The following is a 19,673-nucleotide window of genomic DNA, read 5'->3' as shown; positions in this document are numbered from 1 at the left end:
GGGCATGGAGAAAGCGGTTGGTTCAGATATGAGCCAACCGCTTTTTCATGCCCTGGAACTAGTGGAGGAACCCGAGGGAGAAGATCACGTCGTCGTAATACGAGCCGTAGCCGAATCCGGTGGACATCGCCCAGAAGAACCAGATGGCCAGCGCATATCCGAGTATGGCTAGGGCTAATCCGATCCATGAGGTGATCAGCCCGGCCAGGCACAAGCCCCGGGAAGCAGGTTCGCGCCGGTAGGCCAGGTGTCCGGTAATGACTCCGGCCAGCGGAACAAGGATAATGACAGAGAAGCCCAGCAACGACAAGATGCCGAGCACCAAGGAAGCCGTCGAGAGGCCGGCGGATTCTGGCGGTCGTTGGTAGGGGTTCTGCGGATACTGGTAGTAGCTCATTTGACTACCATTCTTCTACGAAACCGCGATAAGCGCATCAATCTGAAAGGCAATCTGTGGCACACCTCCGAGCTGGCCAGCCAGCCCAAGAATCGGACCTGATCAATCTGCAGGAGGTGCTCGATGCCTACAGCACCCTGGTTCCGTCCAGCACCAACCCCGACCAGGCAGTCATCTTCGGCACCTCGGGACACCGCGGAAGCTCGCTGAACACCACCTTCAATGAAGCGCATATCGCCGCGATCACCCAGGCCGTGGTCGATTACCGCAACAGCGCGGGCATCACTGGGCCAATGTACGTGGGCAAGGACAGCCATGCGCTCTCCGAGCCGGCATACGGCACCGCGCTGGAAGTGCTGGCAGGCAACGGCGTCAGAGTGATGGCCGATGACGGGCTGACTCCCACTCCAGCGGTAAGCCACGCAATCCTGGTGCATAATGCCAGCGGCGGCGAGCAGGCCGATGGCCTGATCATCACGCCCTCGCATAACCCGCCGACCGACGGCGGCATCAAGTACAACCCGCCGCATGGCGGACCGGCCGAATCCGAAATCACCGGGCCCATCGCCGCACGGGCCAACGAGCTGCTGGCCAGCGGGCAGATCAAGCGCGGCGAGCCCAATGCCCAGCCATTCGACTTCCGCGAACTGTACATCACCGATTTGGCGGAAGTGATCGATTTCAAGGCCATCGCGGATTCCGGAATTTCCATTGGCGCAGATCCGCTGGGTGGCGCGTCGGTGCACTACTGGGACGAGATCGCCCGGCGCTATAACCTGAACCTCGAGGTGGTCAACGAGTCCGTGGATCCGCGCTTCGGCTTCATGACCCTGGACAAGGACGGGAAGATCCGCATGGATTGCTCTTCCGCCCATGCCATGGCCTCGCTGGTGGCCAACCGCGAGAAGTACGACATCGCGACCGGCAACGATGCCGACGCCGACCGCCACGGCATTGTCACCCCGGATGCCGGCCTGATGAACCCGAACCACTTCCTGGCCGTGGCCATCGACTACCTGCTCACCCACCGCCCGCAGTGGCCCGCCGATGCCCAGATCGGCAAGACGCTGGTCTCCTCGGTGCTCATCGACAAGGTGGTGGCCTCCCACGGCCGGGTGCTGCGCGAGGTTCCGGTGGGCTTCAAGTACTTCGTTGAGCCTCTGGCTTCGGGCAGGGTCGCCTTCTGCGGCGAGGAATCGGCTGGGGCAAGCTTCCTGGACTTCTCCGGCAAGGCGTTCAGCACCGACAAGGACGGCCTGATGCTGGCCCTGCTGGCCAGCGAGATCCGCGCGGTAACTGGCAAGAGCCCCAGCCAGCTGCATGCCGAGCTGGTCGAGCGCCATGGTCCCAGCTTCTACGACCGCTTCGATGCGCCGGCAAACCGCGAGCAGAAGGCCATCCTGGGCAAGCTGGATCCCTCGATGGTCAGCGCCACCGAGCTGGCTTCGGATCCGATTACCGCCAAGGCCACGCAAGCGGCCGGCTTCCCGATTGGCGGTCTGAAGGTTTCCAGCGAGCACGCATGGTTTGCCGCGCGCCCGTCGGGCACCGAAGACATCTACAAGATCTATGCAGAATCGACAAAATCACCCGAACATCTGCAGCAGGTGCTGGCAGAGGCACGGGTGATTGTCGATGCCGCGCTAGCTGGCTAATTCAGCTTCGCGGTCCATGGGTCGATTTCCACGGCTGGCTGCTTGCGGGTAGCCAGCCAGTGGCCCAGCCACAGCAGCAGGAAGATCGGCAGGCCGATATAGCTGGAAGCCATCTGCAGCAGGTTTCCATCCAGGATGGCCTGGTAGTTCTGGCCGGCGATCACCACGATCAGGATCACGAAGGCAAGGATCGGACCCAGCGGGAACAGCGGCGCCTTGTACGGGAGCTTCGCCAGATCCTGTCCGCTGGCAATGTATGCCTTGCGGAACTTGTAGTGGCACACCGCGATGCCCACCCACGCGATGAACCCGGACAGGCCCGAGACGTTCAGCAGCCAGGTATAGGCCGAACCCTGCCCGATGATCGCGGTCAGGAAGCCGAAGAGGCCCACCGATGCGGTCATCAGCATGGCCGGCATGGGCACGCCGCGCTTGTTCAAGCGGGCGAAGATCTTTGGCGCCTTGCCGTCCAGCGCCATCGAATAAAGCATGCGCGCAGAGGCATATAGGCCGGAGTTGCCCGCCGAGAGGATAGCCGAGAGGATCACCGCATTCATCAAGGCCGCGGCGAAGGCCACGCCTGCCCGCTCGAAGACGAGGGTGAATGGCGAGGTGGTGATATCCGATGCCTCGGAGGAAAGCAGCGAAGGATCCAGGTACGGGATCAGCATGCCAATCACGAAGATCGCGCCGATGTAGAACAGCATGATCCGCCAGAAGATCGCCTTGATGGCCCGAGGGATGTCGCGCTTGGGGTTCTCTGCCTCTCCGGCGGCCACGCCGATCAGCTCCGTGCCCTGGAAGGAGAAGCCGGCAATCATGAACACCGAGACGATCGACAGCCAGCCGCCAACGAATGGCGCCTCGCCCTCGGTCCAGTTGCTGAAACCTGGCGTGGAGTCGCCCAGGATGCCGAAGATCATTGCGACACCGCAGATCAAGAAGACCACTACGGTGATGACCTTGATCGCGGCCAGCCAGTACTCGCCCTCGCCAAACGCCTTGGCGGACAACGCGTTCAGGCCGGTGAGCAGCGCCAGGAAGACGGCAGCCCAGATCCATCCCGGAGTATCCGGGAACCAATAGGACATGATGATCCCGGCGGCTACCAGTTCGGCAGCCACGGTGATTGCCCAGTTGAACCAGTAGTTCCAGCCGATCGCGAAGCCAAAGTGGCGGTTCACGAAGACCGTTGCGTAGGTTTGGAAGGACCCGGCGACCGGAAGGCGGGCGCTCATTTCCCCCAGTGACTGCATCAGGAGCAGCACCATCAGGCCAATCAGCGCATAGGCCACCAGCGAACCGCCAGGACCTGCTTGCGCAATGGTGCCGCCGGAAGCGACGAAAAGTCCGGTACCAATCGAGCCGCCAATGGCAATCATCTGCATATGGCGAGCTTTGAGGCCACGCTTCAGACCGTCTTGGGACGGTGCGGGCTCAGTCATGCGTTACATCTCCTGATGCTTGAAAATTTCCAACCTATCAATCCAAGCACCCTGACAAGCCACAACGCTATGAACCGCGCTACAGTAAGCGATCAATAATCTTTCGCTTAGCCCATGAATACGGAGGATATATTGCGCTCAGGGTGTCAACTACCGTCGTTTTGTTGAGTTCAGAGCGCATCTGCGAAAGCCGCTCGAATCCGTGCCTGCCATGGTAGGCCCCCATCCCGCTCGGTCCGATGCCGCCGAAAGGCAGGGTTGGAACGACCATCTGGGCCAGCGGGGCATTATGCACGATTGAGCCGGCGCGCACCCGGTCGGAGAAGATCGACTGCAACCGCGGGCTTTCGCTCATCAGGTAGGCAGCCAGCGGAGACGGCCTCCGGGCGATGAATTCGAGGGCCTCCTCGAAGCTTTCCACCTCGATCACTGGAAGAATTGGACCGAATATCTCCTCGGTCATCAAGCTTCCTTCAAGATCTGGATTGCGCATGATGCTCGGTGCGATGCGCAGTGTTTCCTCGTCATATTCGCCCCCGAAAACCACCTCGCCCTGCTCGAACATCGACAACAGCCGGTCGAAGTGCTTGCGGCTGACGATGCGGCCGTAGTCCGGGTGGGTCAACGGCTCCTTGCCGTAGAAGCTGGTGATGGCCTGGCCCAGGCGCTGGATGAGCTCAGTGGAGTCCCCAATGCTCAAGACATAATCCGGGGCCACGCAGGTCTGACCGGAATTCATGAATTTGGCATAGGCGAGGCGCTTTGCCGAAGCCAGCGAATCGTTTTCCACCACGGCCGGCGATTTTCCGCCCAATTCCAAAGTGGTTGGCGTCAGGTGCTTTGCCGCCGCGGCAGCCACGATCTTGGCCACGCGTTCACCGCCGGTGTAGAAGATGTGATCCCAGCGGGCGGCAAGCAGCTCGGTGGAGGTGTCCACTCCTCCCTCAACGACCGCATAAACACGTTCATCCAGGTAGACCGGGAGGAACTTGGCCAAGACGCCCGAGGTGGCCGGAGCCAGCTCGGATGGCTTGATCACCGCGGCGTTGCCGGCGGCAATGGCCGCGACCAGCGGTGCGAGTACCAGCTGGACCGGGTAGTTCCAGGCGCCGATAATCAGCACGACGCCCAGCGGACGCGGCTCAACCTTGGCCATGGCCGGCTGCAGGGCCAGCGGAACTTTGACGCTGGTGGAATCCATCCATTCAGCGAGGTGGCGTTGGGCGAAATCTATTTCTGCGCGCACCACGTCGATCTCGGAGAACTTGGCCTCGGTGGCGCTCTTGCCCAGGTCTTCAGCCAGGGCCTGGACGAAGTCTTCCAGATGCTCGTCGAGCATCTTTTCCAGGGCCTTGAGCTGTTGCAGGCGGAAGCGTCGCGGATGCGTGATCCGGGTGTCAGCAGAACGCCGCAAATGGCTCAGAACTGTTGCAATGCGCGATGGATGCTCGTCCACCGGAGGTGCGGAATCGCCGACCGGTTCGGGCAACGGCGTGGAAGTAAACAGACCCATGTTTTGAGCGTACGGCAACGAGGCGGATATTCACTGATTAATTCGCGAAGGGATTCAATATGTATCAAATAGTTGATACATTAATGGCCATGAGCCAGATCCCGGCGAGCGCCATATCCATCGCTTTCGTTGGCGCAGTCATATACCTGTGGTTGCGCTCCGTGGCGCATCGGCGTGAGGCACCGGCTATCGTCCGCGCCCAGTCGCACTCATTCTGGTGCGCATTGATCGCATTCTTCGCTTCGACTTCGTGGGATCTGCCTGAGACGTGGCGCATTCCCATGAACGGGACCGATTCGAGTTCGGTTTTCGCTGCAGCTCTCTCGCCGGGAATCTGGATTCTTCTCGTTTACCTCATTGGCTTGTTCACCTGGCCCAAGGAACTCCAGCCGGTGCGCACCGCCTCACTGGAGGCGCGCACCCTGGCGACGCCGGTCCCGAAGTCCCTGGGGATTTTCGTCGCGCTGTTGCTGCTGGCCGCGGTGGGGTTGCTGTGGCCTGGTTCCCGCGTCGAAGGGAGCGTTGGCATCCCAGAGTCGGAAACCACTATGTTCGATTCTGATGGCAGCTACTCCTACACCTCTGCGGGCCCAACCGATGGCCTGCTGCCCGGAAACCAAATGCTCCCGGTCTTCATCGTGGCTCTGGCAGGTATCGTCGTGGCCACCGGGGTGATTGCAGCAGTGATCCTGAATCGGCGCCCCTTGGCCGGCATCACCGCCGAAGACAACCAGGCCTTGCGCACGGTATGGCTCAACCGGTTGCTGCGCAATACCGGTATCGTGCTGCTGGCATTTTGCGTATCGGTGGCCAATTACTCGCAAGGCAATTCAACCGGTGGACCGTACGAGTTATTGAACTATGGCGCCCTTGCGGTGGCTCTTACGCTGTTCTTCTGGGGTCCGCGCACCACATTCTCGGCTCACTCCACCACCAGGGAACGGACCGCCTTCTCGCGCTTGCGAGATCAGCTCTTCGCATTGCAATACACCACGGCTACCCTTGCATTGCTCGCCGTTGCCATCGGCTGGTCATTCCTGCCCGTGGATGAGGAATTCCGGATGCCGACCAATGAACGAACTCCGTGGATCCTGGTGCTCTTTGCCGGTGCGGCATTGCTCTACATCGTGCTCAATACGCTGTATCTGGGCTACGCCAGCAAGGTGGCTCGGCAGGCGAGTGCAGCACCAAAGCATCATGCACCCCTGCCCTTGTGGTCCTACATCGCCGCTGGCTTGCTGGTCGCCATCTGCGCTTACCTGCTATTGGATCCACCACTGGAGACGCTTTGGGGGTTCGCTCCTCCGAACCGGGGACTAGTCATCGGGCTGTTGCTGCTGCTTGCGGCGGCGCATCTGGGCTTCACCTGGTTCTCCCGCCGGGCGACTATTCCCTGGGCCGTCTCGCCAGCCGAGGAAATCTGGTATCGGCGGGTTCTGGAGCTGCGGTCGATGCGCGTTGCCACCAGCAGTGTGCTTGCCATGCTGCTGATTGGCTACGGCTTCCCAGCAGGCCTGGGGCTGTTTGCACTTCTGGTCTTCGTTGTCCCAGCGGTGATTTTCCTGGAGCGTCCTGGTACCGCGATGGTGCGTGCACAGCAGCCGACAGCAGCATCATGAGCACGCAAATCAGTGTCGACCTCGCGGCGGCCACTGCACCCTACGAGCAGATCCGCTTGCAGATCGTCTCGCTGATCGCCCTGGGAGAATTGCCCGCAGGCAGCAAGCTGCCCACCGTGCGCGCACTGGCCACCGACCTCGGCGTTGCTGCCGGAACGGTAGCGCGCGCCTACAAGGAACTGGAAGCCGAAGGTCTGATTACCTCCCGGCGGCGAGCCGGCACAGTGGTCAACGAACGGCTTCGGCCGGTGGATGCCAGCGAAGACCTGCTGGCCGCGGTGGATCACCTCTGGGCGCTGGCAGCCGCCCAGCAGGTCGATGCGGCCACGCTCAAGGCCTTGGTGGCGCGACGCGAGCGTAAGTAACTTGTCCTTGGAACCGCTTGTGCGTACGCTCTATGGCAGTGACACGGGGTGTCGGAACAACCGACTGAGATGAGACCCGTTGAACCTGATCTAGTTCACGCTAGCGGAGGGATGTCGCATGGCTTTGCATGCAGTTGCCCAAGAATACCGGCAACAATCACCTTTGGTTTTCTGCCTGACCAACACCGTCGTAACAAATTTCACCGCCAATGTCCTGCTGGCATCCGGCGCGTCCCCGGCCATGACGGATCTGCCCGGAGAGGCCGGCCCCTTCGCAAAGGCGGCTTCCGCCGTCTTGGTGAATCTGGGAACTCCGAGCACCGAGCAGCTGGCCGCCATGGAAGAAGCCGTGCAATCGGCGAGCGCAGCAGGCACCCCGTGGATCCTTGATCCGGTAGCGGTCGGCGCCCTGCCGGTGCGCACGGATTTTGCGCGGCGCATTGCCAGGCAACGCCCGGCCCTGATTCGCGGCAACGCCTCGGAAATCCTGGCACTGGCCGGACGGCAATCGGCTTCACGCGGTGTCGATGCCCTGGATGACGTCTCTGCCGCCTTGGCGGCTGGACGCGATCTGGCCCAGCAGCATGACTGCGTGGTGGCCATTTCCGGCCAGTCCGATGCCATCATCGATGCCACGCGGACAGTCCTGGTGCACACCAACGGCATCGGCTTGACGCGGATCACCGGCGGCGGCTGCGCGTTGGGCGCGTTCTGCGCTGGCATGATTGCGGTCCACGATGACCCGTTCGAGGCCGCCATCGCGGCCCACGGCTTCTACGGGCTGGCCGCTGAAAAGGCCCTGAAAAACAGCACAGGTCCGGGCAGCTTCGCCGTCGCATTCATTGATGCGCTGTCCGCAACCGATCCCGAAGAACTTAAGACTTTGAAGCACGAGGAACTGAACCATGCATGATTACGGAGCCTACCTGGTAGCCAATACTGCCAGTTGCACCCCGCGCAGCACCCTGGAAGTGATCGAAGGCGCCGTCGCCGGAGGAATCCAGTGGATCCAGCTGCGCGCCAAGGATGAAACCGCCCGGGAATTCTTCGAGCTGGCCGGCGCGGCCGCCAAGCTCACCGAGGGCAAGGCCCAGTTGCTGATCAATGACCGCATCGACGTCTACCTCGCGGCGCGGGCTGCCGGTGCAGCCGTGAACGGCATCCATATCGGGCAAAAGGATGTGCCGGTGCAGTTGGCCCGGCAGATCATCGGCGAAGGCATCATCGGACTGAGCGCTTCCAGCGATGAGCAACTGGCCCAGGCGAACAAGGACGTCGCGGTCATCGACTATCTCGGTGTGGGGGCCGTCCGCGCCACCCCGACGAAGAAGGACCATCCCACTCCCCTGGGCCTCGACGGCTTTGCGCGTGCCACGACGCTGGTCTCGCTGCCCTGCGTGGCAATCGGCGCCATTACCCACGAGGACGCGGCAGCCATCCGTGCCGGCGGCGGAGCGGGCATGGCAGTGGTCCGCGCCATCTGCAATGCAGAGGATCCGCAGCAGGCCAGCGCGCAGCTCGTTTCGGCATGGGAGGCCGCCAAATGAACATCTTGTCCATTGCAGGGTCCGATCCTTCCGGTGGCGCCGGAATCCAGGCGGATCTGAAGGCCATTGCCGCCAACGGCGGCTACGGAATGTGCGTGATCACCGCCTTGACCGCGCAGAACACCCATGGGGTGTCCGGGGTGCAGGCGATCAGCGGCGATTTCGTCCTCGCCCAGCTTGAAGCCATCAGCGCGGATATCCGCATCGATGCAATCAAGATCGGGATGCTCGCCAACGCCGAGGTGATCCGCGCAGTCACCGGCTGGCTGGACACCGTGGATGCTCCGGTAGTCCTGGACCCGGTCATGGTGGCCACCAGCGGGGACCGCCTGCTGGATGGCGAAGCGGCGCTCGATTCGCTGCTGGACCGGGCCACGGTGATCACCCCGAACCTGCTGGAACTGGCCAGCCTGCTGCGCGAGCCGGTAGCCGCATCATGGGACGAGGTGCTGCGCCAGGCCCAGCGCCTGGCGGCCAAGCACGAGGCCCTGGTGCTGGCGAAGGGCGGGCATCTGGCCGGGGCGGACTGCCCCGACGCGCTGGTAGCAGCGGACGGGGTGCTCTGCGAGCTGCACGGTGCGCGCCATGCCACCAAGAACACCCACGGCACCGGCTGCACCCTCTCCAGCGCCCTGGCCACCCGCTTCGCGGCCACCGGAGACTGGACCGCCGCGTTGGAGCAGTCCAAGGCGTATCTGTCGGCGGCAATTGCGGCGGCCGACCAGCTGCAGGTGGGCAGCGGGCACGGCCCGGTCAACCACTTCGCCGGGTTCTTCGCCGGTGCTGATCCGATGACCGGCTGGTGGGAGGACATCGCGGGCCTGCGTGCGGGCATCGACCAGCTGGCGTTCATCATGCAGCTGGCCGACGGCAGCCTGGAACGCGAGAAGTTCGAGTACTACCTGGCCCAGGACGCCCTGTACCTGCAGCGCTACGCCCAGGTGCTGGCGCAGGCCAGCGCGCTGGCCCCGGACCTGGATGCGCAGCGCTTCTGGGCCAAGGGCGCCGGGCAGATCCTCGAGGGCGAGCTGCAGCTGCACCGCAGCCACCTGGTGGAAGGGCTGGCGAACCCTTCGGCGACCACGCTGAACTACGTGAACCACCTGTCCTCCTGCACCGGGAGCTATGCGGAGCTGATCGCCGCAATCCTGCCGTGCTACTGGCTCTACCAGGACATCGGCAAGCGGCTGGCGGCGGCCAACCATGCCGGGCACCCCTACGGCGACTGGCTGGAGACCTATTCCTCCCCGGAATTCGACGAGGCCACCGCCCAGGCGATCGAGATGGTGCGCACCGCGTGGACGCTGGCCGACCCGGCGCTGCGCGAGAAAATGCGCCAGGCGTTCCTGCGTTCCAGCGAACACGAGCTGGCGTTCTTCGCGCAGGCCCACGAGAACCGAGTAGAATTCTCTACGGCCTGAAACCCGCAGGGCCGGGAAGAGGAATCATGAGTTGGAGCATCCACGGCAACGGCAAGACCATCACCGAAGGCGAGGTAGTTGCCCCGGATGAGCGGCTGCATTGGCCGCAAACCGTTTCCATCGGCGCCCAGCACATCCTGGCGATGTTCGGCGCCACCATCCTGGTTCCGACGCTGACCGGATTCCCGGTCACCACCACCTTGCTGTTCACCGGCTTGGCCACCATCATCTTCCTGCTGATGACCAGGAACAAGGTGCCCAGCTACCTGGGTTCCTCCTTTGCCCTGATCGCCCCGGTGGTCGCGACCACCGGGTCGCACAGCATGTCCGGCGCCCTGGGCGGCATCGTGATGACCGGCGTGCTGCTGTTCATCGTCGGGCTGATCGTGCAGAAGACCGGCACCGGCTGGATCCACGCGCTGATGCCTCCAGTGGTCATGGGCACCATTGTTGCGCTGATCGGCCTGAACCTGGCCAGCGCCACCCTGGCCCCGATGAAGGACTTCCCGCTGACCACCTTCCTCACGGTGCTCTTCACCGTGGTGGCCACGGTGGCCTTCAAGGGCCTGCTGGGCCGGCTCTCGATCCTTGTCGGCCTGGTCTGCGGCTACCTGGTGGCGCTGGCCCAGGGCCAGGTGGACTTCTCCAAGGTGGGCGACGCCGCATGGTTCGGCCTGCCCGAGTTCCACACCCCGACCTTCCATTTCGATACCGCGCTGATGTTCCTGCCTGCGGTCTTCGTGCTGATCGCCGAGAATATCGGCCATGTGCGCACCGTGGGCGTGATGACCGGCCGCGACCTGTCGGCGTTCAACGGACGGGCGCTGATGGCTGATGGCGCCGCCAGCGTGCTCGCCGGCTTCGGCGGCGGCTCGGCGACCACCACCTACGCCGAGAACATCGGCGTCATGGCCGCCTCGCGCGTGTACTCCACCGCCGCCTACTGGATCGCCGCGATCGTGGCCATGTCCCTGGCCTTCCTGCCGAAGTTCGGCGCCTTGATCGGCACCATTCCGGTGGGCGTGATCGGCGGCCTGGGCATCGTGCTCTACGGCATGATCGGCATCGTCGGCGCGCGCCTGTGGATCGAGGCGAAGGTGGACTTCGGCAATCCGATCAACCTGATGACCGCCGGCACCGGCCTGATCATCGCGATCGCGGTGACCAGCGAAATCGCTTTCGGCCAGTTCCAGCTCGGCGGCATCGCCCTGGGCTCGATCGCCACGCTGGTGGTCTTCCACCTGATGAGTGCCGTGGCCAAGCTGCGCGGCAACGACTTGGCCGACGCGCATAAGAGAGCGGAAATCTAGCAAGAAATATTTCGGCAGGCCGGCAGTGCGCGTTAGCGCACTGCCGGCCTGCTTTTTTTGTCCGGGAATTTCCGGGCTGGTCAGGCGTGAAGCAAAACGGTTGTTCAGGCCACGCAAATCGTTAAAGTAAGGAATCCTTCCAAATTGTGATTGATCTCCCAAGAAAATTCGGAAAATCTGGATTCTGCGGCGCTCGAATCCGATAGCATGGCACATTGTGACTGCGACAACACCAGACGGAAAACTCTCCGCGCGACTCATCTTCATCGCCCTCGGGGCGGCCTTGGGCGGGTTCGTTTTCGGATATGACTCATCGATCGTCAACGGCACCGTGGACGCCGTCGAGCACGAATTCGGGCTCAACGCGGTAACCATCGGCTTTACCGTTTCCTGCGCCCTGCTCGGCGCGGCACTGGGAGCATGGGTGGCCGGCCTGGTCTCCGAACGCGTGGGACGCGTGCGCACCATGCTCATCGCCTCCATCCTGCTGGCCGCATCGGCCCTCGGCTGCGGCCTGTGCTTCGGCGTGGCCGACCTGATCATCTGGCGCATCGTCGGCGGCATCGGCGTGGGCTTCGCCTCGGTGATCGCCCCTGCCTACATCGCCGAGGTCTCCCCCGCCGCGCACCGCGGACGCCTTGGCACCATGCAGCAGATGGCCATCGTGCTGGGCATCTTCGTGGCCTTCCTGGTCAGCGCGCTGCTGGTCTTCGTGATGGGCTCGGCAGATGCCATCGGCCTATTCGGCTTGGCCGCCTGGCGCTGGATGTACCTGTCGCTGCTGGTTCCAGCGGCGCTCTACGGCCTGCTCTCGCTGCGGCTTCCGGAATCCCCGCGCTATCTGGTCGAGCGCGGCCGCTATGTCGAGGCCGCTGCCGTGCTGACCCGCGATATGGGCATGAAGGCCGGAGCCGATACCGAGAAGAAGATCGAGGAGATCCGCGCCACCGTGCACATCGAGCGGCGCCAGGCTTTCAAGGACCTGCTGGGACGCTTCGGCTTCCACCCGCTGGTGTGGGTCGGCATCCTGCTCTCGGTCTTCCAGCAGTTCGTCGGCATCAACGTGATCTTCTACTACTCCACCACGCTGTGGAAGTCCGTCGGCTTTGCCGAATCGGACTCCTTCACGATTTCGCTGATCACCTCGGTGACCAACGTGGTGGCAACAATCGTGGCGGTGCTGCTGATCGACGTGCTGGGACGCAAGCTGCTGCTCGCCATCGGCTCGGCCATCATGACCTTGTCGCTGGGCATGATGGCGGTGGCCTTCGCCCAGTCGGTCACCATCGACGGCGCCGTGTCGCTGCCGGGCAGCTGGGGCATTATCGCCCTGGTCTCGGCGAACCTGTTCGTCGTCGGCTTCGGCGCCACCTGGGGTCCGGCCGTATGGGTCTTGCTCGGCGAGATCTTCCCGAACTCGATCCGCGCCATGGCCCTGGGCGTGGCAGCCGCGGCGCAGTGGATCGCCAACTTCGCGGTCTCAACCACCTTCCCCGCGCTGGCCGAGGCTGGCCTGGCACTGGCCTACGGAATCTACGCGGGCTTCGCGCTGCTGTCGCTGATCTTCGTGATCTTCCTGGTCAAGGAAACCAAGGGGCGCCAGCTGGAGGAGATGACCCTCTAGGCATCCCAGGCGGCGAACCGTGCGCGCCGCGCAGCAGGAGGCGAGAACCCAAACCGGGTTCTTGCCTCCTTTGCATTCCGCGCCGCCTACCAGGCCTTGTTGGGCACCTCCGCGCCGGCCTCCCGTTGCAACGAGAGGACATGCTCCAGGCTTGGCCTGCCTTCCAGCAGCGGGCCCTGTCCGGCGAGCGCAACGCTGATAGCTTGCCCCGGCTGCAGGTCGACCTGCTGGCCGCGCACCCAGATCGGACGCGAGAATTCCCCATGCAGGGTGAACTCGATGGCTTCGGGGCGCAAGCACACGGAAATCCGCATGCCCCGCCACCCCAGGTTGAAACGCAGGGCCCGGAATTTCTCCGGGAGCCGCGGATCGAAGCGCAGCCGGTCGTCATCGTCGCGCAGCCCGGCAAAGCCGTAGACCAGCGCCGACCAGACACCGCCGGTCGACGCCACGTGCACGCCGTCAGCGGTATTGCCGTGCAGATTCTCCAAATCCACGTTCAGCGCATGCTCGAAGTACTCCCAAGCGAGATCCCGGTACCCCACCTCCGCGGCGAGGATCGACTGCACCGTTGCCGAAAGCGTCGAGTCGCCCGTGGTCAGCGGATCGTAGTAGTTGAAGTCGGCGAGCTTCTGCTCGTCGGTGAAATCGCTGGACCGCAGCCAGAGCGCCAGCACCGCGTCGGCCTGCTTGATCACCTGGAAGCGGTAGATCACCAACGGGTGGTAGTGCAGCAGCAACGGCCGCTTATCCGCACCGGTATTAGCCAGGTCCCAGACTTCGCGGTTCAGGAAGTGCTCGTCCTGCGGGTGGATTCCGACAGCTTCCGAATACGGGATGTGCATGCAGTCGGCAGCCTTGAGCCACAGCGCGAGCTCCTCGTCTTCCAGCGCGTGCCGGCTGGCCAGTTCCTCGTACTCGCGCGGATGCTCCTGAGCCATTTCGGAGAGCAGCTGGGCGCTGCGGCGCAGATTGAAGCGCGCCATGACATTGGTGTAGAGGTTGTCGTTGACCACCGCCGTGTACTCATCGGGTCCGGTGACCCCATGGATGTGGAAGCGCTCGTTGCCCTGCTCGCCGCGCCAGAACCCCAGCGAAGCCCACATGCGCGCAGTGCCCACGAGGATCTCGGCCCCGCCGGCCAGCAGGAATTCGTCGTCCTCCATGACCCCGAGGTACCGGTTGAGCGAATACACCACGTCGGCGTTGATATGGTATTGCGCCGTGCCCGCCGGATAATAGGCGCTGGCTTCCTCGCCGTTGATCGTGCGCCAGGGGAAGAGCAGGCCTTCCTCGTTCATGATCCGCGCCCGCCGGGTCGCTGCCGGAATCATCGAGACCCTGGCGCGCAGCGTATTGCGCGCCCATTGCTGGTTCGTGTAGGTCAAGAACGGCATCACATAGATCTCGGTATCCCAGAAGTAATGCCCGGAATAGCCGTTGCCGCTCACGCCCTTGGCGCTGATGCCCAGTCCGTCGGCCCGGCCGGCGGCCTGGGCGAGCTGGAACAGGTTCCAGCGGATCTTGCGCTGCAGCTCGGGCTCATCGGTATCCACCTGCACATCGCTGCGTTCCCAGTAATCAGCCATGAAGCGGCGCTGGGCGCGGAAGTGCTCATCGATCCCCAACGGCACCAGATGCTCCAAGGCCCGCTCCGAACGCGAGAGCATCTCCTGGGCCGGATGGCGCCGCGAGGAGTGGTAGACCGCGAACTTGGAAACGCGCACGCCTTGCCCGGCGTCCAGCCTGGCGCTGATCACTTCATCCGCGCGGTCATCGCGTACCTTGCGGTCCACGGACAGTTCTGCCTGCGTCCCGCCGGTGGCTGACACCTCGTGCTGGACCATTGCCGCTACCGACATCCCCGATCCGAGGACCTCGTAGGAGATGCCCAGCCGCGGCCCATCGCTGTGGATGCCGGCAGGGTGCAGCGGATTGGCACCGACCGTCTCGCTTTTGCGCGGGTCAACGGGGCCCAAGGCATCGGCTTCCTGCGGGGACGCCACCTGGCGGCTGGAAGGATACCCGATCACCGAGGACTGGATCAGCACCTGGGCCGGGGCATCAAGCAGGCGCACATGCACGTCCTGCAGCGCCAGATGGCGATCGGTGAAGGAGATCATCGAGCGCGCGGTGACGGCAATGCGGTGGCCTTCTGCAGTTCGCCACAGGGTGTGCGCGGTCAGCGTCCCGTCAAGGAAATCCAGGCGCAGTTCGTCACGAACCATCTCGGTGCGGCCGACTTCCAGGGCCTCGTCATTGATGAAGACGCGCATGGTGCGGAAATCTGGGGCGCTGATCATGGTCTGGCCGGTTTCGGCCAGCCCGAAGGCGCTCTCGGCATGGCGTATTTCCCAGGTCTCATGCAGCCCGTTGATGAAGGTGCCGCCGGCCTGGTCCCCCAAGCCCAGTTGCGCCGCCCGCGCGCCAAGGAAGCCGTTGCCCAGGGAGAACACCGTGTCCTCGGCGCCGCCGCTTTCGCGCTGGTTCCCGCGCCACAGCGACCAGGAGTCTTCTTCCCTGGCCTTGGCGTCATGCTCGGAAACCAGCTCGGACAGGTCATGGACCACGAAATGGGCGCCGGCGTCCCGCAGGGCCGCCTCGTTGCCTTCACGGGCCACGCCGATGACGCCGAAGCCTCCGGCACGCGCCGCGCTCACCCCGCTGGTGGCGTCCTCGATGACTGCGCATTCCTCCGGACGCCAGCCCAGATCCGCGGCGGCGGCCAGGAACGTGTCCGGGGCCGGCTTGCCTGCAAGCTGGCGTGCAGCGGCTTCCTGCCCGCCCATCACCAGCGGGAAATGGCCAGCCAATCCGGCGGCAGCCAGAACCATCCGCGCATTGCGCGAGGAAGACACCACCGCGACGTCCAGCCCGGCCTCCAGCACCTGCTGCAGGAAGGCCACGGAACCGGCGTAGGGGTCGATCCCGTCGCGTTGCAGCACCTGCGTGAACTTCTCATTCTTCATGTTCCCCAGGGCGCAGATGCTGTCCTCGCCGGGCTGATCGCTTTCCTCGCCGCGCGGCAACTGGATGCCGCGGGATTCGAGGATGGCGGCCACCGCGTCATAGCGCGGACGGCCGTCAAGCAGGTTGAAGTAGTCCGCGGTCGTGTACGGTGCCACGCCCGGGTGCTTGTCGAAAAAGCCGGTGAAAAGTTCTTCCCACGCCTTGCGATGCAGCAGCGCGGTCGGGGTGATCACGCCATCCAGATCGAAGAGGACGGCCTTGTAATCACGATGTCGGTACTCAGGACGAAAAGCGTTCACAATCGAAATCCTTCGAAAGAGGAGCGTATTACTGGCCGTAGTCCTTACCGTAGCAACTCAACGCGCTTGCTTCGACATACTACGATAAGAATGTGGCTCAGTGGATAGATGCATGGAATAGCGATGACTGGCGTGAGGCTACCGCCGAATGGATCGACGCTGCGTGCGAGGCCTACGGCATCGCGCGCACCGCAGGACCTGACTTCTGGCCTGCCGATCTGCACCAGATCCAGGCAACGGTGCAGACCGATGCCGCCGACCTGATCTTCAGCGCCAACGCTCCGGGGCTGGCCTCCGAGCCGGCCACCACGGTCGTTGCCGGCCAGCTGCTGCCCGACCGCGTGGTGATGCCGTTGGCCATCGACCGGATCGCCGGGTACATGCTCAGCCCGGACTACGGGCACACCCTGGCGGATCTGGGCGATTCGGTGGAGAACTGGGAGCTGGCCATGGCCTCGCTCGGCTCCTTCCAGGTCGCGCTGATGGGCCACGAGGACGAATTCTTCGATTCCGGGGTCACCGTGGTTGACCCGCAGTTCCTGCCCGAGCAGTACGAGCAGGCGCTGATGATGCACGTGTCATTGGACCCCTCCCACCCGCTGTACCTGGATGGTTCCAGCGCGGATAACCTGGTCTCGCATCTGGGTGCGCTGAAGAAGGCCACCGACGCCCTGCATGCCGGTGCGGTGCCGCTGAGCATCGAGCACGGCAACTTCGACTTGTCGCAGGTCGTGGTGCCAAGCGAAACCGGAGAGCACGGCCGCATCCTGAATCTGGGCTCCGCGCATTGGGCGCACCCCTTCTCCTCGCTGAACACTCCGCTGGCCGCCATGTGCGAGGCGTGGGATTGCGAAACCGGCGACGAGCGCGTGATGAAGGTGCTCTTCGCGTACCTGGACCAGTTCTCCGACTACGGCTCGCCCGATGAGCTCTACGACCTGATCAATCCGGCCTGCCTGGTTGCGCCGCTCTCGCAGCACGAGACCTGGCTGCGCCTGCTCTTGGATGCCAGCGACGATCACCTGCAGGAGCAGGCCCCGGCCGTGCTGGGTACCCTGGATATCTCCTAGGGCATATTTCCCAGGCTCGGTTCAGGAGCCGAGAACCCGTACCAGCAAGGCCGCGTCATCGCTCATGATGGCGTCGGCCTTGCGGTCCATCAGCAGCCGCATTGTCGGCTCGTCATCGATGACCCAGACGTGCACCTGGGCGCCGGCGCGGTGGACCGCCTTGATGAAGCGGCGCGTCGCCACCGGCAAGATACCCTGCTTCAGCGGCACCTGGACTGCCCAGTAGCCTGCCAGCAGGCGCTTCGGAACCCAGCCCAGCAGGTGGGCGCACAGCCAGATGGCAACGATTTCGCGTTGCCCCGGCGAACGCCGGATCGGCGCGGAGAGCAGGTGGCCCACCGCGGCGCTGCGCGCCGAGGAGAAGGATGCCAGGGCAATCTGCCCGTGGGCTTTCCGTCGCTCGATGAGCTCGGCCAGCGGTCCGATCACGTGCTCGTCCTTGACGTCCAGGTTCAGCGTGGCGTGCCCAAAGGCATCAAGCAGCTTGTCAAGCGTGCACAGCGGCTGCCCGCCGGCGCAGACCTCTGCCAGCTGTGCGTCGGTGAAGCCGTTGAAATTCCCGCTGGCGTCGGTGACCCGATCCAGGGTGTGGTCGTGGAAGAGGTAGACGGTGCCATCCGCCGAGGCGTGCACGTCCGATTCGAAGTGGGTGATGCCCAGTTCCGCGGCGCGCTGGAAGGCGAGCAGCGTATTCTCCTCGTTCCCTGTGCGCACCCCTCGGTGCGAAAAGGCGTAGGTCATTTCAGCAGGTCCTCGATGACTTGGGCTACCCCGTCCTCGGCCAGCGAGGGTGCGCGGAATCGGGCGGAGGCCAGCGTGGTGGGATGCCCGGAGGACATCGCGTAGCCGTGGCCCGCGTATTCGAGCATTTCGATGTCATTGGGCATGTCGCCGAAGGCCATCACCTCGTCGGCGGCAATGCCCAGGCGCTGGCAGTACTCATGCAGCGTGGTGGCCTTGTGGATATCCACATGCGCCATTTCCAGCAGGGAAACGTCGAAGGCCGAATGGGTCACCGAAACCAGTTGGGCCAGCTGCGGCCCGGCCGAGGCATAGAACTTGTCGATCGGCAGGTGCGGGGAGCGGGCAAGAAACTTCACGATGCCCTCGGAATCAATGGAGTCGCTGGTCAGATCCAGCACCGCCTGCACGCCGAAGTTGTGGTGGCGGTCGGCGAATCCTTCGCCCAGGTGCAGCCCCTTGGTGGTCTCCGCGGCGAAGGCCGCCTTCGGTTCAAGCTCCAGGATGATTTCGCTCGCCTTGCGCGCGGTGGCCGCGCTGAGCGTGCGCGACCAGATCACTTCATCCTGCTCCAGGTCGTAGAGCACCGCGCCATTGGAGCAGATGACCTTGCCCATCCCGCCGAAGGCCTCGATGATCGGGGTGAGCCAGCGGAAGGGGCGTCCGGTGACGAAGACAATCTGGATGCCGGACTCGCGGGCCTCGATGAAAGCGCGCTTGGTCCGCTCGGAAATGGTGCCGTCCTTGGCGACGATGGTGCCGTCCAGGTCCGAGGCGATCAGCTTGATCATCTACAGCTCCTGGCGGCGCGGCGGATTCGCTCCGGCACGCTGCACGGTCACCGCGGCGGCCATGGCCGCGAATTCCAGGGCCTGGGACAACTCGCCAATCTGCAGCTGGTTCAGCTTCTCCCGGTTGGCCGCGCCAATCAGTCCGTGCTCGGCCAGCCAGCACAGCAGCGCCGCGGTGAACGTGTCGCCGGCCCCCACAGTATCGGTCACCTCGACCGAGGGAGCAGTGAATTCGGCGTCGCCGGCGCGGACCACTCCCCAGGAGCCGCGCGAGCCTGCGGTGGAAACCACGATCGCCGGACCCATGTCCAGCCAGGCCCGAGCCGAGTCCTGGACCGAGCGCATCGGGTACAGCCACTTCAAATCGATGCCGGAAACCCGCACCACGTCGGCCTGGCCGACGAAGCGCTCGACCTCGGCGACGGTCTGCGCATGGTTGGTCACCAGCGACGGGCGCAGGTTCGGGTCGTAGCTGATGGTGGCGTGGGTGCGCGCCGCCGAGAGCAGCGGGTGCAGCTCTTCGGGGCTGAACAGGGTGGCGATGGAGCCGGTGTGCACCAGCTCGGCGTCCTGGGCCAGCTCCGGACCGATGGTCGGCATCTGCCAGTAGGCATTGAACGCGAAGGCCGCGCCGCCGGCCGGGTCGAGGATGCCGTGGGCGATGACGGTGGCCTGGTCGTCGGCCCCGCCCAGGTAGGCCACGTTGTTCTCCTGCAGGTACTGCTCGATCTTCCGGCCCTTGTCATCGGCGCCCCAGCGGGAGATCAGGGTCCCCGGGTAGCCCAGCCGGGAGAGCGCCACCGCGACGTTCAGCGGGCTGCCCCCGACGAACTCCTGGGCTGGGGCAATGCCGGAGGCCAGGACGTCAACGAGGGCCTCGCCGATCACCGTCGGGTTCATGCTGCT

At 64.2% G+C, this 19,673-nt stretch carries 16 protein-coding genes and 1 riboswitch; of the genes, 9 read left to right on the top strand and 7 right to left on the bottom strand.

What is annotated here, in order from left to right; genetic code table 11:
• Positions 1-58: 58 nt before the first annotated feature.
• Positions 59-397 (bottom strand): DUF4190 domain-containing protein, encoded by a 339-nt coding sequence (locus tag ATK23_RS13930; protein ID WP_066142647.1) that lies wholly within the window; start codon positions 395-397, stop codon positions 59-61.
• A gap of 56 nt (positions 398-453) precedes the next feature.
• Between ATK23_RS13930 and pgm the strand changes: the two genes are divergently transcribed.
• Positions 454-2,052, top strand: a complete 1,599-nt coding sequence (gene pgm, locus ATK23_RS13925; protein ID WP_066142651.1) for a phosphoglucomutase (alpha-D-glucose-1,6-bisphosphate-dependent) — start codon at positions 454-456, stop codon at positions 2,050-2,052.
• Here the strand turns inward: pgm and ATK23_RS13920 are convergent.
• Positions 2,049-3,497 (bottom strand): amino acid permease, encoded by a 1,449-nt coding sequence (locus ATK23_RS13920; protein WP_038992683.1) that lies wholly within the window; start codon positions 3,495-3,497, stop codon positions 2,049-2,051. The genes pgm and ATK23_RS13920 overlap by 4 nt on opposite strands.
• A 79-nt stretch (positions 3,498-3,576) precedes the next feature.
• Positions 3,577-5,010: an aldehyde dehydrogenase family protein gene (locus tag ATK23_RS13915; RefSeq protein ID WP_038992684.1), complete on the bottom strand. Its 1,434-nt coding sequence runs from the start codon at positions 5,008-5,010 to the stop codon at positions 3,577-3,579.
• A gap of 89 nt (positions 5,011-5,099) precedes the next feature.
• On the opposite strand from ATK23_RS13915, the gene ATK23_RS13910 reads away from it, so the two are divergent.
• The 7 genes from ATK23_RS13910 to ATK23_RS13880 all read left to right on the top strand — a co-directional run bounded on the left by ATK23_RS13910 (position 5,100) and on the right by ATK23_RS13880 (position 12,896).
• The gene (locus ATK23_RS13910; RefSeq protein ID WP_157066406.1) at positions 5,100-6,629 is read left to right on the top strand and encodes a hypothetical protein; all 1,530 of its coding nucleotides are present in this window, start codon (positions 5,100-5,102) and stop codon (positions 6,627-6,629) included.
• On the top strand, positions 6,626-6,994 hold the full coding sequence (locus ATK23_RS13905) for a GntR family transcriptional regulator (protein WP_066142659.1): 369 nt from the start codon (positions 6,626-6,628) through the stop codon (positions 6,992-6,994). Before ATK23_RS13910 ends, ATK23_RS13905 begins: the two co-directional genes overlap by 4 nt.
• A 34-nt stretch (positions 6,995-7,028) precedes the next feature.
• A riboswitch (TPP riboswitch) is annotated at positions 7,029-7,123 on the top strand.
• A complete protein-coding gene (gene thiM / locus ATK23_RS13900; RefSeq protein ID WP_066142660.1) occupies positions 7,113-7,907 on the top strand; it encodes a hydroxyethylthiazole kinase in 795 nt (264 codons plus the stop codon). It overlaps the preceding riboswitch by 11 nt.
• The gene (gene thiE, locus ATK23_RS13895; protein ID WP_066142662.1) at positions 7,900-8,541 is read left to right on the top strand and encodes a thiamine phosphate synthase; all 642 of its coding nucleotides are present in this window, start codon (positions 7,900-7,902) and stop codon (positions 8,539-8,541) included. The genes thiM and thiE overlap by 8 nt, the downstream gene beginning before the upstream one ends.
• A complete protein-coding gene (gene thiD / locus ATK23_RS13890) occupies positions 8,538-9,962 on the top strand; it encodes a bifunctional hydroxymethylpyrimidine kinase/phosphomethylpyrimidine kinase (protein WP_066142665.1) in 1,425 nt (474 codons plus the stop codon). Before thiE ends, thiD begins: the two co-directional genes overlap by 4 nt.
• A 26-nt stretch (positions 9,963-9,988) precedes the next feature.
• Positions 9,989-11,272 (top strand): uracil-xanthine permease family protein, encoded by a 1,284-nt coding sequence (locus ATK23_RS13885; protein ID WP_066142668.1) that lies wholly within the window; start codon positions 9,989-9,991, stop codon positions 11,270-11,272.
• A 217-nt stretch (positions 11,273-11,489) separates the two neighbouring features.
• Entirely contained in the window at positions 11,490-12,896 is a 1,407-nt protein-coding gene (locus ATK23_RS13880) for a sugar porter family MFS transporter (protein WP_066142671.1), read from the top strand.
• Positions 12,897-12,982: 86 nt separating this feature from the next.
• On the opposite strand, the gene ATK23_RS13875 is transcribed toward ATK23_RS13880, so the two are convergent.
• Positions 12,983-16,165, bottom strand: a complete 3,183-nt coding sequence (locus ATK23_RS13875; RefSeq protein ID WP_066142674.1) for an HAD-IA family hydrolase — start codon at positions 16,163-16,165, stop codon at positions 12,983-12,985.
• 92 nt (positions 16,166-16,257) lie between these two features.
• Between ATK23_RS13875 and ATK23_RS13870 the strand changes: the two genes are divergently transcribed.
• Entirely contained in the window at positions 16,258-17,235 is a 978-nt protein-coding gene (locus ATK23_RS13870; protein ID WP_066142677.1) for a hypothetical protein, read from the top strand.
• A 21-nt stretch (positions 17,236-17,256) separates the two neighbouring features.
• Here ATK23_RS13870 and ATK23_RS13865 read toward each other — a convergent pair whose 3' ends face one another.
• Genes ATK23_RS13865 through ATK23_RS13855 form a run of 3 tightly spaced genes read right to left on the bottom strand, consistent with a single transcriptional unit; the run spans position 17,257 to position 19,667 of the window.
• Complete coding sequence (locus tag ATK23_RS13865; RefSeq protein ID WP_066142680.1) at positions 17,257-17,976, bottom strand: glycerophosphodiester phosphodiesterase family protein; 720 nt, start codon at positions 17,974-17,976, stop codon at positions 17,257-17,259.
• The gene (locus tag ATK23_RS13860) at positions 17,973-18,767 is read right to left on the bottom strand and encodes a Cof-type HAD-IIB family hydrolase (RefSeq protein ID WP_066142683.1); all 795 of its coding nucleotides are present in this window, start codon (positions 18,765-18,767) and stop codon (positions 17,973-17,975) included. Before ATK23_RS13860 ends, ATK23_RS13865 begins: the two co-directional genes overlap by 4 nt.
• Positions 18,768-19,667: a PfkB family carbohydrate kinase gene (locus tag ATK23_RS13855; RefSeq protein ID WP_066142686.1), complete on the bottom strand. Its 900-nt coding sequence runs from the start codon at positions 19,665-19,667 to the stop codon at positions 18,768-18,770. It lies immediately after the preceding gene.
• Between the last annotated feature and the right edge of the window lie 6 nt (positions 19,668-19,673).

The organism is Glutamicibacter nicotianae (genome assembly GCF_002797775.1).
Taxonomy (GTDB): domain Bacteria; phylum Actinomycetota; class Actinomycetes; order Actinomycetales; family Micrococcaceae; genus Glutamicibacter; species Glutamicibacter nicotianae.
The sequence above is the reverse complement of the archived record's forward strand: the minus strand, read 5'-3'. Positions and strand labels throughout refer to the sequence as shown.

What these genes read in the sequence shown, in the direction of transcription:
- thiE (WP_066142662.1), top strand. Translation starts at nt 7,900, where the DNA reads ATGCATGATTACGGAGCCTACCTGGTAGCCAATACTGCCAGTTGCACC.
- ATK23_RS13865 (WP_066142680.1), bottom strand. Translation starts at nt 17,976, where the DNA reads ATGACCTACGCCTTTTCGCACCGAGGGGTGCGCACAGGGAACGAGGAG.
- ATK23_RS13855 (WP_066142686.1), bottom strand. Translation starts at nt 19,667, where the DNA reads ATGAACCCGACGGTGATCGGCGAGGCCCTCGTTGACGTCCTGGCCTCC.
- ATK23_RS13910 (WP_157066406.1), top strand. Translation starts at nt 5,100, where the DNA reads ATGAGCCAGATCCCGGCGAGCGCCATATCCATCGCTTTCGTTGGCGCA.
- thiD (WP_066142665.1), top strand. Translation starts at nt 8,538, where the DNA reads ATGAACATCTTGTCCATTGCAGGGTCCGATCCTTCCGGTGGCGCCGGA.
- ATK23_RS13860 (WP_066142683.1), bottom strand. Translation starts at nt 18,767, where the DNA reads ATGATCAAGCTGATCGCCTCGGACCTGGACGGCACCATCGTCGCCAAG.
- ATK23_RS13915 (WP_038992684.1), bottom strand. Translation starts at nt 5,010, where the DNA reads ATGGGTCTGTTTACTTCCACGCCGTTGCCCGAACCGGTCGGCGATTCC.
- ATK23_RS13920 (WP_038992683.1), bottom strand. Translation starts at nt 3,497, where the DNA reads ATGACTGAGCCCGCACCGTCCCAAGACGGTCTGAAGCGTGGCCTCAAA.
- ATK23_RS13905 (WP_066142659.1), top strand. Translation starts at nt 6,626, where the DNA reads ATGAGCACGCAAATCAGTGTCGACCTCGCGGCGGCCACTGCACCCTAC.
- ATK23_RS13885 (WP_066142668.1), top strand. Translation starts at nt 9,989, where the DNA reads ATGAGTTGGAGCATCCACGGCAACGGCAAGACCATCACCGAAGGCGAG.
- ATK23_RS13930 (WP_066142647.1), bottom strand. Translation starts at nt 397, where the DNA reads ATGAGCTACTACCAGTATCCGCAGAACCCCTACCAACGACCGCCAGAA.
- thiM (WP_066142660.1), top strand. Translation starts at nt 7,113, where the DNA reads ATGGCTTTGCATGCAGTTGCCCAAGAATACCGGCAACAATCACCTTTG.